Genomic DNA, 14400 nt, shown 5'->3' on the forward strand with positions numbered 1-14400 from the left:
TCGTCATGCTCAGGCTCGACCCGAGCATCTCCTGGGAGAGGTTCTCGGGTCCGCGCAAGGCGCGGCCCGAGAATGACGTCAGGCGGCTTGGCTCACTTCTGCGCGAAGGAGAGCCAGCGCTTCTCGGCGGCCTCACCGGCCGGCGAGGTCCACCAGGCATAGGACATCAGGGCCTGAACCTTGGCGTTCTCCGGTGCGCTCGGCAGCTCGCCGACGCGGGCGGCCGGGATGACGCCGGTGTCGTAGGCCTTGGGGTTGGCCGGGCCGTAGTCGATATGCAGGGGCAGGTTCGCCTGGTGCACCGGATCGACCGCCTCGTTGAGGAACTTGATCGCGGTGTTGAGGTTCGGCGCGCCCTTGAGCACGCAGAGCGAGGTGCTCTGCAGGATGCCCTGGTTGTAGGTGTAGGCGACCTTGGCACCCTCCTTGGTCAGCGCACTGATGCGGCCATTCCAGGCCATCACCATGTCGACCTCCCCGTCATTGAGGAGTTGGGCCGATTGGGCACCGGAGGTCCACCACACCGTGATGTGCGGCTTGATCTCCTCGAGCTTCTTGAAAGCCCGGTCGACATCGAGCGGGTAGAGCTTGTCGGGGGCGACGCCGTCGGCCATCAGCGCGGCCTCGAGCGTGGCGAGCGGGTGGTTACGCAGGGAGCGGCGGCCCGGGAATTTCTTCACGTCCCAGAAATCGGCCCAGGTCTTGGGAGCCGCCGCCGCGTCCGGGAACTTCTTCTGGCTGTAGCCGAGGACGCTGGAATAGAACTCGTAGGCGACCGACCAGTCGCTGCGATATTCGGCCGGCATCGCAGCAGCGTTCGGGATCTTGCTGAAGTCGAGCTTCTCGACGATGCCCTGCTCGCCGCCGCGCAGGCAGAAATTGGTGGCAACGTCGACGACGTCCCAGGTCGGCTTACCGGTCGCGACCTGCGAGCGCATGATCGGCCAAGCGTCGGGCACGCTGTCCTGGTTGATGGTGATGCCGAGTTTCTTGGCGCTCGGATCGAGGATCGCGACGGTCTGCGCCTTCTGATAGGCGCCGCCCTGCGAGACGAACATGATCTGCTCGGCGGCCTGTGCCGAGAGCGGACTCATCAGCGCCAGGGAGAGGCCCGCTGCGGCGCAGGCGCTACGGATTAACAGGCTTCGTTCCGTCATGTGCTCTTCCCCTGTTGTTGGACCGGATCTTCGAAAGCTACCGTCCGATCGCGTCTAGAAACTGGTACCAGCCGGCGACCATGCGGACGGCCGGCTCTCGAAGCGGATAGAACGGGACGCGGCGCATGCGGGCAGCGTCGAGCAAGCCGACATCGGGCTGCTCGCCACGGGCGAAGGCGGCGAGGTAGCGCCCCATCAGACTGGACATCGCGACGCCGGCGCCATTGTAGCCCATCGCGACCATGACGCGGTCGTCGACCGGGCCGACATGCGGCACGGAATCGAGCGTCATCGCGACGAGGCCGGACCAGCGATAGGCCAGCGGAACGTCGGCGAGTTGCGGGAAGATGCCGACCATCGCTTTCTGCAAGGCGCGAAAGGCGGCGGGCGAGTCGGCCTTCCCGAAGGCGCCGCGCCCACCGAAGATCACGCGGTCGTCGACCATGCGGAACCAACGCATCATCCGCTTGGTCTCGGTATAGGTGCGCCGCGTGGGCATCACGCTCGCGGCGAGGTTCGGTGAGAGCGGCTCGGTGGCGATGATGGCGCTGCGGAAGGGGATCAGCGTGCTCTGGTAGTCGCGCGTCGCCGGCGTCAGGTCCGAATAGCTGTTGGTGGCGATGATCGCCTGCTTGGCCCGGACCGTGCCGCCCGGCGTCTCAATCAGCACGCCGTCGCGCTCGCGGCGCAGGCGCAGCGCCGGCGTCCCGGCATGGACTTGTATGCCGCGTGAGACCACGCCCTCGGCCAAGCCATGCAGATAGTTCAGTGGGTGGATGCCGCCCGAGCCGGCATTGAGCACGCCACCGACGAAGCCGGACGAGCCCGTCTCCTCCCGGACCTGCCCGGCATCGAGCACCGACATGGTGGTATCGCCGAGCTCGGCGCGCAGCCACTCGGCTTCCTTTACGGCGTAGGCCAGCGTCTCGTGATTATGTGCGGCTTTGACCTGGCCGGAGCGGGTGAGCTGCGCCGCTTCGATGCCGTAAAGCGAGACCAGTTCGGCGACGATGTCCGTCGCCTCGATGGCGATGTCGTACATCCGCCTCGCCATCGGCTTGCCGTGGGCGGCGGCGATGGCGGGGAAGGAGACGCGAAACTTGGCGGTGATCACGCCGCCATTGCGGCCGCTCGCGCCCCAGCCGGGCCGGTTGGCCTCCAGCACGATCGGCGCGAGCCCGCTCTCGGCGAGGTGATGCGCGGCGGAGAGGCCGGTATAGCCCGCGCCGATGATCGCGACATCGGCCTGGGTGTCGCCCTTGAGCGGCGGCAGCTCGCGCAGCGGCGCAGCCGTCGCGCTCCAGAGCGACGGCGCGGCTTCGAGCGACTGCCAGGCGGGCGCGGGGTTCAAGGCCTCAGGCCCCGGCCTCGACCGCGTCGGCGAGCGCCTTCAGCGTCGGGAAGTGGTAGTCCGGCTTCGTCAGCTCCGGCACGGCGGGCGTGCCGCCGAAACCCTTTTGGCCCTGGCGCCGCTCGATCCAGCAGGTGGTGTAGCCGAGCGACTTGGCGACGCCGATGTCGTGATACTGGCTCTGGGCGACATGCAGGATCTCCTCCTGCTTGAAGCCATGGGCCGATTGCCGGCCGCGGTTGAAGGCGAAGAACAGCGGGTCCGGCTTGGGATGAACGGCCTCGTCGGCGGTGACGCTGTCGTGGAAGGGGTTGCCGAGCGTCTGCGAATAGAAGGTGAAGGTCGGGCGGTCGGCATTGGTCATGGCGACCAGCCGGAAATGCTTGCGCAGCCGGGCCAGCGCCGCGACCGAGTCCGGGAAGGCCGGATGCTGCAGGATGGCGTATTGGAAGGAGTCGGCCGAGGCCTCGTCGGCGGGCAGGCCGAGTTCCCTGGCGAGATGGAGATAGACATGCTTCATCGCCTCGCTGGACCGTTCGTAATGCTTGGCGCGGCCGTCGAGATAGGGCGCGAAGATCGCGTCGTCGCTGAGTTTCGCCGCGGCTGGGCCGCCGATGCGCCGGACGGCGTTGAGCACGCCGGTCTCGAAGTCGATCAGCGTGCCGACGACGTCGAATGTCAGAACCTTGAAATCCTTGAGCGCCATGGCGGGCTTCCGTTGATGGTCTGGGGTCAGGGAGTGCCGGTCTTCGGCACGACGATGGTGTCCTGCGGGTGGAGGCTGACGGTCAGCATCTCTCCGGCCGGGGGAATGCGGCGTGCGGCCTCGTAATGGCTGGGCTGGCGCAGGCTCAGCGCCGTGCCGTCGGGTAGGCTGAGGAAGACGCGCAGGCTCTCGCCCTGGAAGACGACATCGGTGACGCGGGCCTGGAAGCGGTTGCGCTCGGGCGCGCCGGTGCCGTCCTCGATCAGGAGCTTCTCGGTCTGGATCGCGAGCACCAGCTCGCCCTGCGCAGGCAGCGGGCGGCCGCTCTTCAGGACCGCCCCGGCGAGCGAAACGCCGTCGCCCCCGGCGCGCCCGACCGGCAGCAGCGTCGCCTCGCCTATGAAGCTCGCGACGAAGGCGTCGGCCGGGTGGTCGTGCAGGCGCTCGGGCCTGTCGATCTGGACGAGCTTGCCGTCCTTCAGGATGGCGACGCGGTCGCTCATCGTCAGCGCCTCGCGCTGGTCGTGGGTGACGTAGATGATCGTCGCGCCGAGCCGCCTGTGGAGCTGGCGCAGCTCGATCTGCATGGTTTCGCGCAGCTGCTTGTCGAGCGCCGAAAGCGGCTCATCCATCAGGATCAGCCGCGGCTCGAAGATCATGGCGCGGGCGAGCGCGACGCGCTGGCGCTGGCCGCCCGAGAGCTGGCCGATGCCGCGCTCCTCGTAGCCGGCGAGATCGACCATCGCCAATGCGCCGCGGACTTTCTCGGCATAGGTCGATTTCGGCTGCCGCCGGGCGCGCAGCGGAAAGGCGACGTTCTCGCCGACGCTCATATGCGGGAACAGCGCGTAGTTCTGGAAGACGATGCCGATGTCGCGCTTGTGCGGCGGAGTGAAGGTGACGTCGCGGCCGCCGAACAGGACGGTGCCGGCCGAGGGCTGGATGAAGCCGCCGAGGATGCCGAGCAGGGTGGTCTTGCCGGAGCCGGAGGGGCCGAGCAGCGAGACGAATTCCTGCGGTGCGATGTCGAGCGAGACGCCGTCCAGCGCCCGGACCGCGCCGTAGGCCTTGCTCGCCGATCGGATTTCGACGCGTTCGCCGCCGCTTTTCGCCATGCTCTTCTCCCGTCGGCATACAGCGACACCGCGCAAGCGCGTGGGCAAAGACCGATCTCGGACCCGACCATAAGCTGTTCTTATGATCGGCATGCCGGTTCGACGGTCCGCCCGGCGGCGCGAACCTCTGTGGGATCGTCGCCGCAAGCTGCATTTGACTGGCATCATCAAACGGGATTTTCGCCGGCTACGGCAATTGCCAAATAATCAGTCGAAGCATAACTTCATGTAATGTCTGACCTGCGCCGGATGGTGTCTTCCAGCAACGCGCTCTTCGTCTTCGAGGCGGCGGCGCGCAGTGGAAGTTTCACGCGGGCGGCGGACGAACTGAACGTCACCCAGCCCGCCGTCAGCCGAATGCTGTCGCGCTTCGAAAGCTATCTGGGCTTGCGCCTGTTCGAGCGCGGCGGAAAGGGCGCCGTGCTGACGCCCGAGGGCGAAATTCTCTATCGACGCGTCGCGGATGGCTTCCGCAGCATCGAAGCAGGCTTGCGCGAGGTGGAACAGCTGCGTGGCGGCAAGGAGACCGTGACGATCTCGGTCTCCTCCGCCTTCACCACGCATTGGCTGATGCCGCGCATGGACCGCTTCCAGCAGCGCTTCCCGAGCGTCGATCTGCGCTTCCAGATGATCGCCGGCTCGCTGCGCGGTGCCGTCGAGAACGTCGATCTCGGCATGCGGTTCGTCGTCGCCGACGAGCCTGTTCCGGCCGAGGCTCTTGTGGTTCGCGAAGTCATGCTGCCGGTCTGCAGCCCCGGCTATCGCTGCGAGCCGGGCGCGGCCGAGTCGGCAGCCGGCGGCAACACGGTGATCCAGCTCACCGATTCCCCGACCGACTGGGCGAGCCTTTACGCCCCCTTCGACACGGGGCGTTCCGGCCCGGTCAAGGCGCTGACCTTCTCGGACTACGCCGTGGTGGTGCAGGCGGCGCTTCTGGGACAGGGCATCGCCTTCGGCTGGATCACCGTCGTCGCCCATGCCCTGATGTCGGGAGCGCTGGTTCCGGCAGCAGACCGCCTGACCATCGGCGAGCGGCTCTGCGTGCTGATGACGCCGCGCAACCGCCCGGCCCGGCCGATCGTGCGCGATATCCGCAGCTGGATCATCGCGGAACTGCGCAGCGAGATCGCGGCGATCGACCGGCTGCATCCGGGGCTGGGGCTGAGGAAGGCGGTGGGGTGAGCCTGCCTCCTGCGTCGTTGATCACCCTCGCCGTCATTCCGGGGCGGGCCAAAGGCCCGAGCCGGAACCCATGGAAACCGCAGCGCCAGGCCGAGGTGCGGCGCCCGATCACTTTTTCCTGCCGGTGCAGCGGTTATGGGTTCCGGGCCCGCCCTGCGGGCGCCCCGGAATGACGGCGTAGCTCCGTGAACGGGCGTTGCCCGCTCATCCGCCGATGTCGATCAGCACCGTCTTGTGCCTGAGATTGGCTTCGACCGCCTGGCGGCCGAGATCCTTGCCGATGCCGGAGCTCTTGTAGCCGCCGGTCGGCAGGATGAAGTCGAGCGTGCGGCTGTAGCGGTTGATCCAGACCGTGCCAGCCTTCAGCGCCCGCATCGCCCGCAAGGCCCGGCCGAGATCGGCGGTGTAGACGCCGGCAGCGAGGCCGTATTCGGGATGGTCGGCGAGCGCAAAACCCTCCGCCTCGCCGTCGAAGGCCTGGATCGTCAGCACCGGGCCGAACACCTCCTCGCGCACGGCGGCCGTCTCGGCGGTGACCCCGGCTAGCAGCGTCGGCTGGTAGAAGGCGCCGTTATGACCTTCGATGCGCCCACCGCCAAGCAGGCATTCCGCGCCCTGCCGATGGCTCTCGGCCAGGATGCGGTCGATGCGCCGGGCCTGAATCTCCGAGATGATCGGGGCGAAGCCGGTCGCGGCCTTCCAGGTTGGGCCGGGCGTCACGGTCGAAAGCTTCGCCTTCAGCCGGTCGACCAGCTCGGCCATGACCGGGCGCTGCACGATCAGCCGGGAGCCGGCGACGCAGGCTTGGCCGGCATTGGCGAGGAGCGAGCCGGCGATGCAGGATGCGGCCTTCTCCAAATCGGCATCGGCGAAGACGAGCTGCGGGCTTTTTCCCCCGAGCTCCAGCGTCACCGGCTTGATGCCGCTCTCGGCGGCGGCCTTCATCACCGCGACGCCGGTGCGGGTCGAGCCGGTGAAGGAGAGCTTGGCGATGCTCGCGTGGCGCGAGAGCGCGTCGCCCGTCACCGCACCCGTACCCTGCACGACGTTGAAGATGCCGGCGGGAATGCCGGCCGCGACCGCGAGCTCGGCCAGCCGCACGGTGGAGAACGGCGTCAGCTCCGAAGGTTTCAGCACGATCGCGTTGCCGGCGGCGAGCGCCGGGCCGACCTTCCAGGAGGCCATGCTGAGCGGGAAGTTCCACGGCGTGATCGCGCCGACGACGCCATAGGGCTCGGAGACGATCATGCCGAGCTGGTCGCTGCGGGTCGCCGCGACATCGCCGCCGAGCTTGTCGGCCCATTCCGAAAAGAAGCGGATACCCTCCGCCACGCTCGCGACATCGCCGGTCACGGCCTGGGCGATCGGGCGGGTCGAGCCCAGTGCCTCGAGGCGGCCGAGCTCCTCGGCCCGCTCCTCGATCAGATCCGCCCAGCGGCGCATCGCCCTCGCTCGGTCGCGCGGCGGCCGCGTCGCCCAGCCGCTCTCCGCCACGGCCTGCGTCGCGTTTGTAACGGCGCGATCCACCACCTCGACCGAGGCGACGGGCAGTTCAGCGTAGTCGACGAGATCGGACGGGCGGGCGACCGCGATGCGCTCGCCCTCCGCCACGACCGTGCCGCCGATATAGTGCCCGCTGGCGAAGGTGATCGAGTCCGGCGCAAAATCGGCCATGGCGTCAGAGCCCGACCAGGCCGGGCAGTCCGCCGATATCCTTGATCTCGGTATAGCCGTAATAGGGGTTCTCCGGCTCATGTCCGCGGTTCACCCAGACGCGCTTGCCGATCTTCATGTCGTGCGCGGTCATCAGGTCGTAGCGGAAGCTCGACGAGCAGTGCATCACGTCCTGCGGCCCGCAGCCGAGCTGGTCGAACATGTACTCGAAAGCCTGCATGCGTGGTTTGTAGGCCTTCGCTTCCTCCGCCGTATAAGCCGCATGGAAGGGCGCCCCGAGCTTCGCGACCGAATGCGGGATCAGGTTGGTCATGGAGTTGGAGAGGACGACGAGCGGAATCTCCTTCGCCACCTTGGCGAGCCCGGCCGGCGTATCGGGATGCGGCCCCCAGCTCGGTATCTCGTCGATGATGCGCTGCGCGTCGGCGGGGTCGTAGGCGAAGCCGTGCAGCTTGCAGGTCCGCTCGACGGCGTTGCGCACGACGTCCTGATAGGGTTTCCAGGGTCCGAGGACCTCGTCGAGCCGGTAGGCGCTGAAATCGGCGACGAAGGCGTCCATCTGTTCCGGCGTCAGGCGAGCCGAGTAGACGCGGCGCGCAGCCGGGCCCATCTCGAAATTGATCAGGGTGCCGTAGCAGTCGAAGGTGATGAATTTCGGCCGCCAGGTGCTCATCGTTGCGCTCGCTCGTTGGAAGGCGGCAGGCCGCCGATGAGGCAAGCCTAGCCGCGTCCACCGGCGAGCGCCGCGCAATTGCGGGCGAAACGCCCAAGATTATGCCGATGAGGCAGGTCCCGGCAGCATGGATTGCCGTGCCGCCATTGCTGTTCTCAGAACTCGCCGACCTCGCCCTGCGAGCCGTCGAGCAGGCGCGAATGGCGGAAGGGGCGCGGGTCGACGATCGGCGTGTCGCCGGTCGCGAGGTCGGCCGCGAGATGCCCGGCGCCCGGTCCAAGGCCGAAGCCGTGGCCGCTGAGGCCGGCCGCGAGCACGAGGCCCTGCAGCCCGACGGTCGGCGAGATCACCGGCACGGCATCCGGCGTCGAGTCGATATAGCTCGCCCAGCTTTCGCGAACCGCGACATTGCGCAGGGCCGGGACGAGCGCATGAGCGCGCGCCAGCAGCGTGGCCAGTGCCTTGCGGCTCGGCGCCGGATCGAGCACGCGGATACGCTCGAACGGCGTCTCCTTGTCCAGCGACCAGCTTCCGAGCGCCTCCGGCCCGTTGAAGAAGGAGGAGCCGATACCGAACTCGACCGCCTTCAGGCGCTTCATGAACATCGGCATGAACTGGCGGGCATAGCGGATGCCCTGCGGCGTCAGTTCCAGCGTGCCCTTGCCGCTGATGGCGATGGTGTAGCTGCCGTCGATGCGGCGCGTCAGCGCGATTTCGGGCGTGTAGAAGGCGTCGAGCCAGTCCGGCGCGACCTCGGTGCGCAGGCTGGTCGAGCGGATGCTGGCCTGCGGGAAGACAACGCCATGATGGCGGCAGAAGCCCGAGGCCCAGGCGCCGCCGGAGAGGATGACCGAGCCGGTCCGGATCGAGCCCTTTTCCGTGACCACGCCGGTCACGGCGCCATTGATGACGTCGAGGCCGCGCGCGGCGCAGCCCTGGTGGATCGTGGCCCCGTGCTTGCGAGCGCCGAGCGCGAGGACGGGAGCGGCGAGCGCCGGTTCCGCCTTGCCGTCGGTGAAGGAATGCACGCCGCCGAGCCATTCACGCCCCGTGCCGGCGGTCATGGCCGCGGCCTCTGTGCCGGTGAGCATGCGCGTCTCGACGCCGAACTGCTTCGCCGTCTCGCGCCAGCGCTCCCATTGCGCGATCTGCGCGGCGTCGTTGCTGGCGTAGACCAGGCCGCAGCGCCGGAAGCCGAGATCCTCGCCGATCTCGGCGGCGAAGCCGTCCCACAGCTCCATCGAGCGGATCGCCAGCGGCAATTCGCGCGCGTCGCGGTTCTGCTGCCGGCACCAGCCCCAGTTGCGGCTCGACTGCTCGCCGCCGACCACGCCCTTCTCGACCAGCGCTACCGAGCGGCCGCGCTTCGCCAGGAAATAGGCGGCGGCAGCACCGACGATGCCACCGCCGATGACGACGACATCGACTTCCGCCGGCAGGCGCGCATCGCTTTCGATGGGCTTGATGGTCGGGCTCATGCAGGGTCTCCGGCGGCAAAGCGGCAGGCCACACGGGCCGTCATTGCGAGCGCAGCTAAGCAATCCAGTCTCGTAGAGCTCTACGTCACCCTGGATTGCTTCGTCGCTGCGCTCCTCGCAATGACGGTCGCGAACCGTCGAGGCCGTCTCTAGACCGGCGTGCCTTGCCTGCCTTGGATTAAATACGCGCCTTCAGCTGCGGCTCTGCAGCGCAGCCTCGATGCCCGCCGCGATCCCGAACAGAGTGCGGTCGCCGCCGGTCTCGCCCATCAGCATCAGGCCGACGGGGGCCTCCCCCGGGCGCTCGCAGGGCAGGCTGATGGCGCAGCGGTCGAGGAAATTCCCGGCGCTGGGATTGCGCAGCAGCAGCGCGTTCAGCCTGAAATATTCGGCGTCCTCGGCGAGTTCATCGAGGCACGGCGCCACGATCGGGCAGGTCGGCATCACCAGGGCGTCGAACGGCGCCGTCAGCGCGTTCATGGCGGCGACGATGCGCCCGCGTGCTGCGCTCAGGCCGACATAGTCCGCGGCGCTCATGCTCGCGCCGAACTCGATCCTGCTTCGCACGCGCGGATCGTACAGGTCGGCTTTCGCCGCCAGCAGGTCGCGATGCCAGTCAAAGGATTCCGGCCCGGTGAAGCCGCCGCGGCGCATGGCGGCGACGATGTCGAGCAGCGGGTGGAACGACGCCTCGACCACCGTCGCGCCCTGCTCGCGCAGCAGCGCGATCGCGCGGTCGAAGGTCTCGCCGACGGTCGCGTCCATGCCGTCGCGCATGATCTCGCGCGGAATGGCGAGCCTCAGGCCCGCGAGGGGGCGCGGCGAGGGTAAGGCCGGCGTCTCGCCGGCGAGCACCGCATCGACGATGGCGCAGCAGGAAACGCTGGCGCCGAGCGGCCCGAGCGAGTCGAGGCTGCCGGAAAGCGGCACGACGCCGTCGAGCGGGATGCGCCGCGCGGTCGGCTTGTAGCCGACGATGCCGCAGAGCGCCGCGGGGATGCGGCAGGAGCCGCCGGTGTCGCTGCCGAGCGCGACGACCGCCATGCCATCGGCGACGGCGACGGCCGAGCCGGAGGAGGAGCCGCCGGGAATGCGGCGAGAGGCGCGGTCCCAGGGGCTGAGCGGCGTGCCGTAATGCGGGTTGGCGCCGATGCCGGAATAGGCGAATTCGGTCATGTTGGTGCGGCCGAGCGGGATGAAGCCGGCGGCCAGCATGCGTGCGATCGTCGGGGCGTTGGCCTTTGCGGGGGCGGCGTCGGCAAGTGCGCGCGAGCCCGCCATGCTGCGCTCGCCGGCGACGTCGAACAGGTCCTTCACCGCGAAGGGGATACCGGCATAGGGCGATGGCGCCCGGCCGGCCCGGCGCAGGGCGTCATGCGCATCGGCCGAGGCGCGCGCGGCTTCGGCCGAGACGGAGATGAAGGCGCGTGCGCCCTCGCCCGCCGGGTCAACGATCTTCGCCAGGCAGTCCTCGACGAGGGCTCGCGAGGTGACTGCTCCCTTCGCGAGGTCCTGGGCACAATCCTGCACGGTCCGCAGCATGGTCGATTCTCCATCTTGGCTCGTGCGCCCGACTTAGCGCCGGCAGCGGGCGAATGCCATGCTCAGGATCGGAACCAGACCTTGGCGCTCCTTCACATCAGGCCGGGTTCGCCAAGGTCGGTGCCGTCGACCAGGCGGCTGTAGCGGTAGGGCGAGGGGTCGACGATCGGCGCGTCGCCGGCGACGATATCCGCCGCGAGGCGCCCGGCGGCCGGGCCGATGCCGAAGCCGTGGCCGCTGAAGCCGGCCGAGACGTGCAGGCCCGGCAGCTTGTCGATTGCCGAGATCACCGGCACCCAGTCAGGCGTGAAGTCGATCAACCCGCCATACTCGTGCTTGATCTCGATATTGGCGAGCGCAGGGAAAATCTCGCCCAGGCGCTTTTTCGCGAAGGTGATCAGCTCCTTCTGCGCCGGCGGATCATAGGTGCGCATCTTCTCGAAGGGCGAGACGGACTGGTTGGTCCAGTTCATCAGCGCCTCGGGGCCGAAGAAGAAGGATTTGCCGGCGCGGATCGTCAGCAGCTTGTGGCGCTTCTTGAAGGTCTTCCAGAAGGGCGCCGCATTGAGCATGCCGTGTGGCGAGAGCTCGAGCAGGCCGCGGCCGCTGATGCCGACGGTGTAGCCGCCGTCGAGCCGGCGGCGGATCGTGAGATCCGGCGTCGAGATGCCGCCATCGGTGATCTCGGGCGCGGGCGCGGTGAAGAAGGATGTCGACTTGATGCCCGCGAGCGGCATGCGGATACCGTGGTGGCGCGCGAACATCGCCGTCCAGACGCCCCCGGAGAGCAGCACGGCACCGGCGCGGATCGTGCCCTTCTCGGTGACCACGGCCGAGACGCGCCCGGCCGCGGTTTCCAGCCCGCGCGCAGCGCAGGTCTGGTGGATGGTCACGCCGAGGCGGCGGGCGGCCTCGGCGATCGCCGGCACGGCCATGGCCGGCTCCGCGCGTCCGTCCGTCGGCGAAAAGACGCCGCCGATCCATTGTCCCTTCGCGTGCGGAGCCATCGCCCTGGCTTCCTCGGGGGTCAGCATGCGCGTCTGCATCTGGAAGGGCCGCGCCTTCTCGCCCCAACGCTCCCAGGCCTCCATGTCGGACTCCCGGGTGGTCAGGTATGTCAGACCCGTGCGGCGGAAACCGACATCGGCGCCGATCTCCTCGGAGAGCCCGTTCCACATCTCGACGGCGCGCATCGCCAGCGGCAATTCGCGGATGTCGCGGTTCTGCTGGCGACACCAGCCCCAGTTCCGGCTCGACTGCTCGCCCGCGACATTGCCCTTCTCGACCACCGCGACGGAGTGGCCCTTCTTCGCGAGATGATAGGCGGCGGTGATGCCGGCGATGCCACCCCCGATGACGACGACGTCGACGGCTTCGGGCAGGGTCTCGTCGCTGTGGACGCGGTTGACGGGTGGCGACATCGTTCTGTGGGTCCTTGGGGCATGGCCGCGACGGGACCCCGATAGCATCGCATCCGCGCAGAAGCCTATGCCAAAGGCGCGCCCCTAATCGGCAGATTCTGTGCGGCTGCTCCGAAGATCGGTGTCCGATCCTGCCGTAGCGGCTTAGCCTCAGCAGAAGGCCAGTTCACACCAAGCCACGTCACCTGCCGCAGAAGCAGGGGCTCAAGCATCCATAACGAGGGGTTTTCGATGACACATCACTCCGACGGCAAGTCTTATTCCGACAGCAAGTCCCGCGCCGCCTCGATTGCGCTTCCGATGCCTGCGATCCACCGCCGTGACCTGCTGGCGCTCGGCGCCGGCGGCCTGCTCGCCGCGACCGGCTTCGCCGGGGGCGTGCGCGCCCAGACCAAGCCGGTGCCGCCGCCACCATCCAAGCCGACCGGCCAAGTCGTCGTCGGCCTCTCCCAGGAGCCGACGGCCTTCAACCCGCTGATGCCGGGCATCGAGGTCGACGAGACCGTCTGGATGCAGGTCTTCAACACGATGTGGCTGGCCCAGCCCGACGGCTCGCTGGTGCCGGACCTCGCAGTCGAGGTGCCGAGCGAGGCCAATGGCGGCATCTCGGAAGGCGGCCTCGCCTGGAAGGTGAAGCTGCGCGAGGGCGTCACCTGGCATGACGGCACGCCCTTCACGGCCGAGGACGTCAAGTACACGCTGGAGCTGATCAACGCCCCGGGTTTCAAGGCGCGCACCCGCGTCGGCCACTCGCTGGTCAAGGACGTCAAGGTCACCGGCCCGCTGGAGATCTCCTGGCGCATGGAGAAGGCCTATGCGCCCTATCTCGCACTGCTCTCCAACACCTTTATCGTGCCGAAGCACCTGCTGGAGAAGGCGAGCGACCCCAACACCGCGCCGTTCAACGCGGCTCCCGTCGGCACCGGTCCGTTCAAATGGGGCACGCGGACGCCGGGCGACAACATCCAGCTCGTCGCCAACGAGAAGTACCACGGCAAGGGCCCCTATATGGAGCGGGCCGTGCTCAAATACGTGCCCGACCAGACGGCGCTCTACGCCCAGTTCCGCACGGGGCAGGTCGATCTGATCATCGGCACCGGTATTCCCGCCAATTTCTACGCCGAGGCGGTGAAGCTCCCGGGCCGCAAGGTCACGAAGATCCCGAGCGCCTCGCTCGAAATCCTGATGCCGAATCTCGAGCATCCGGTTCTGGCCGACAAGGCGGTGCGCAAGGCGCTCTACGCCTCGATCAACAAGCAGGCGATCATCGATATCGTCTTCTACGGCCTGCACACCCCGACCGAGTCCTTCGCCCCGCAGGAGTCCTGGGCGTACAATCCGAACCTGCCGAAGCACTCCTACGACCCCGCCCTCGCCAACAAGATCCTGGACGAGGCGGGATGGAAGCGCTCGGGCTCCGGCACACGCATGAAGGACAATGTGCCGCTCGAATTCGCGGTCTCGACCACGACGGGCGCCGCGCTGCGCGAGCAGTGCCAGCAGCTGATGCAGCAGGACTGGCAGCAGATCGGCGCCAAGATGACGATCAACAACATGCCGGCCGCGGTGATCTGGGGCGAGTTCTACACGCGCTCGAAGTTCCAGTCCCTGCTCGTCGGCACGGCCTTCCGCACCGTGATCGATCCCGACCCGGCGCATCGCTTCGGCTCCGACTCGATCCCCGCCAAGACCGGCAACGGCGCCAACCAGATGCAGTGGCAGAACGCCGAAGTCGATGCGCTGCTGAAGCAGGGCCAGGAGACCTTCGACCAGGAGAAGCGCAAGGCGATCTACTTCAAGCTGCAGGAGATCGCCCGCGAGGAGCTGCCGATCCTGCCGATCTACCAATATGCCCCGGTCGAGGGCTACAAGGAGGGGCTGATCGGCTACGCGCCCAACATCAACGCCCGCCAGAACACCTGGAACATGGGCAGCTGGTACTGGGCACGCTGAGATAGGCCCCGTCCGGGGAGCACCTCATGGGCACATTCCTCCTGCAACGACTGCTGCAGGCCGTCGTCCTGCTGCTGATCGTTTCGGTGATCGGCTTCTCGATCCTGCATCTGGCGCCGGGCGGGCCGCTGTCGCAGTTCGCCGCCGG

General features: G+C 68.1%; 11 protein-coding genes and 1 pseudogene. 3 read left to right on the plus strand and 9 right to left on the minus strand.

Features of this window, described 5'->3' with window-relative positions; translation table 11 throughout:
* Positions 1 to 92: 92 nt before the first annotated feature.
* The 4 genes from ASE63_RS23360 to ASE63_RS23375 form a co-directional block, all read right to left on the minus strand.
* The gene (locus tag ASE63_RS23360; protein WP_244491568.1) at positions 93 to 1094 is read right to left on the minus strand and encodes an ABC transporter substrate-binding protein; all 1002 of its coding nucleotides are present in this window, start codon (positions 1092 to 1094) and stop codon (positions 93 to 95) included.
* Positions 1095 to 1194: 100 nt separating this feature from the next.
* Positions 1195 to 2508, minus strand: coding sequence for an FAD-binding oxidoreductase (locus tag ASE63_RS23365; protein ID WP_056807381.1), 1314 nt, complete (start codon positions 2506 to 2508; stop codon positions 1195 to 1197).
* Between the two features lie 4 nt (positions 2509 to 2512).
* The gene (locus ASE63_RS23370) at positions 2513 to 3214 is read right to left on the minus strand and encodes an HAD-IA family hydrolase (RefSeq protein ID WP_056807384.1); all 702 of its coding nucleotides are present in this window, start codon (positions 3212 to 3214) and stop codon (positions 2513 to 2515) included.
* A gap of 26 nt (positions 3215 to 3240) precedes the next feature.
* Positions 3241 to 4329, minus strand: a complete 1089-nt coding sequence (locus ASE63_RS23375) for an ABC transporter ATP-binding protein (RefSeq protein WP_056807387.1) — start codon at positions 4327 to 4329, stop codon at positions 3241 to 3243.
* Between the two features lie 231 nt (positions 4330 to 4560).
* On the opposite strand from ASE63_RS23375, the gene ASE63_RS23380 reads away from it, so the two are divergent.
* Entirely contained in the window at positions 4561 to 5511 is a 951-nt protein-coding gene (locus ASE63_RS23380) for a LysR family transcriptional regulator (protein ID WP_056807390.1), read from the plus strand.
* A gap of 204 nt (positions 5512 to 5715) precedes the next feature.
* Here the strand turns inward: ASE63_RS23380 and ASE63_RS23385 are convergent, their stop codons facing one another.
* The 5 genes from ASE63_RS23385 to ASE63_RS23405 form a co-directional block, all read right to left on the minus strand.
* Positions 5716 to 7185, minus strand: coding sequence for an aldehyde dehydrogenase family protein (locus tag ASE63_RS23385; RefSeq protein ID WP_056807393.1), 1470 nt, complete (start codon positions 7183 to 7185; stop codon positions 5716 to 5718).
* Between the two features lie 4 nt (positions 7186 to 7189).
* A complete protein-coding gene (locus ASE63_RS23390; protein WP_056807394.1) occupies positions 7190 to 7858 on the minus strand; it encodes a haloacid dehalogenase type II in 669 nt (222 codons plus the stop codon).
* Between the two features lie 155 nt (positions 7859 to 8013).
* Positions 8014 to 9336 (minus strand): FAD-binding oxidoreductase, encoded by a 1323-nt coding sequence (locus ASE63_RS23395; protein ID WP_056807397.1) that lies wholly within the window; start codon positions 9334 to 9336, stop codon positions 8014 to 8016.
* A 192-nt stretch (positions 9337 to 9528) separates the two neighbouring features.
* Positions 9529 to 10878 (minus strand): amidase, encoded by a 1350-nt coding sequence (locus ASE63_RS23400; protein ID WP_056807400.1) that lies wholly within the window; start codon positions 10876 to 10878, stop codon positions 9529 to 9531.
* A gap of 92 nt (positions 10879 to 10970) precedes the next feature.
* Positions 10971 to 12299, minus strand: coding sequence for an FAD-binding oxidoreductase (locus tag ASE63_RS23405; RefSeq protein ID WP_056807403.1), 1329 nt, complete (start codon positions 12297 to 12299; stop codon positions 10971 to 10973).
* Positions 12300 to 12530: 231 nt separating this feature from the next.
* Here ASE63_RS23405 and ASE63_RS23410 point away from each other — a divergent pair, with 231 nt between their 5' ends.
* Together ASE63_RS23410 and ASE63_RS28630 are read left to right on the plus strand one after the other, a co-directional pair.
* Entirely contained in the window at positions 12531 to 14252 is a 1722-nt protein-coding gene (locus tag ASE63_RS23410) for a peptide ABC transporter substrate-binding protein (protein WP_082610221.1), read from the plus strand.
* 26 nt (positions 14253 to 14278) lie between these two features.
* A pseudogene (locus ASE63_RS28630) lies at positions 14279 to 14400 on the plus strand (diguanylate cyclase); the annotation flags it as partial.

The organism is Allobosea sp. Root381 (genome assembly GCF_001429395.1).
Classification (GTDB): domain Bacteria; phylum Pseudomonadota; class Alphaproteobacteria; order Rhizobiales; family Beijerinckiaceae; genus Allobosea.

Coding starts and splice junctions, on each gene's coding strand:
- ASE63_RS23360 (WP_244491568.1), bottom strand. CDS start 1,094: ATGAGTCCGCTCTCGGCACAGGCCGCCGAGCAGATCATGTTCGTCTCG.
- ASE63_RS23370 (WP_056807384.1), bottom strand. CDS start 3,214: ATGGCGCTCAAGGATTTCAAGGTTCTGACATTCGACGTCGTCGGCACG.
- ASE63_RS23375 (WP_056807387.1), bottom strand. CDS start 4,329: ATGGCGAAAAGCGGCGGCGAACGCGTCGAAATCCGATCGGCGAGCAAG.
- ASE63_RS23380 (WP_056807390.1), top strand. CDS start 4,561: ATGTCTGACCTGCGCCGGATGGTGTCTTCCAGCAACGCGCTCTTCGTC.
- ASE63_RS23385 (WP_056807393.1), bottom strand. CDS start 7,185: ATGGCCGATTTTGCGCCGGACTCGATCACCTTCGCCAGCGGGCACTAT.
- ASE63_RS23390 (WP_056807394.1), bottom strand. CDS start 7,858: ATGAGCACCTGGCGGCCGAAATTCATCACCTTCGACTGCTACGGCACC.
- ASE63_RS23395 (WP_056807397.1), bottom strand. CDS start 9,336: ATGAGCCCGACCATCAAGCCCATCGAAAGCGATGCGCGCCTGCCGGCG.
- ASE63_RS23400 (WP_056807400.1), bottom strand. CDS start 10,878: ATGCTGCGGACCGTGCAGGATTGTGCCCAGGACCTCGCGAAGGGAGCA.
- ASE63_RS23405 (WP_056807403.1), bottom strand. CDS start 12,299: ATGTCGCCACCCGTCAACCGCGTCCACAGCGACGAGACCCTGCCCGAA.
- ASE63_RS23410 (WP_082610221.1), top strand. CDS start 12,531: ATGACACATCACTCCGACGGCAAGTCTTATTCCGACAGCAAGTCCCGC.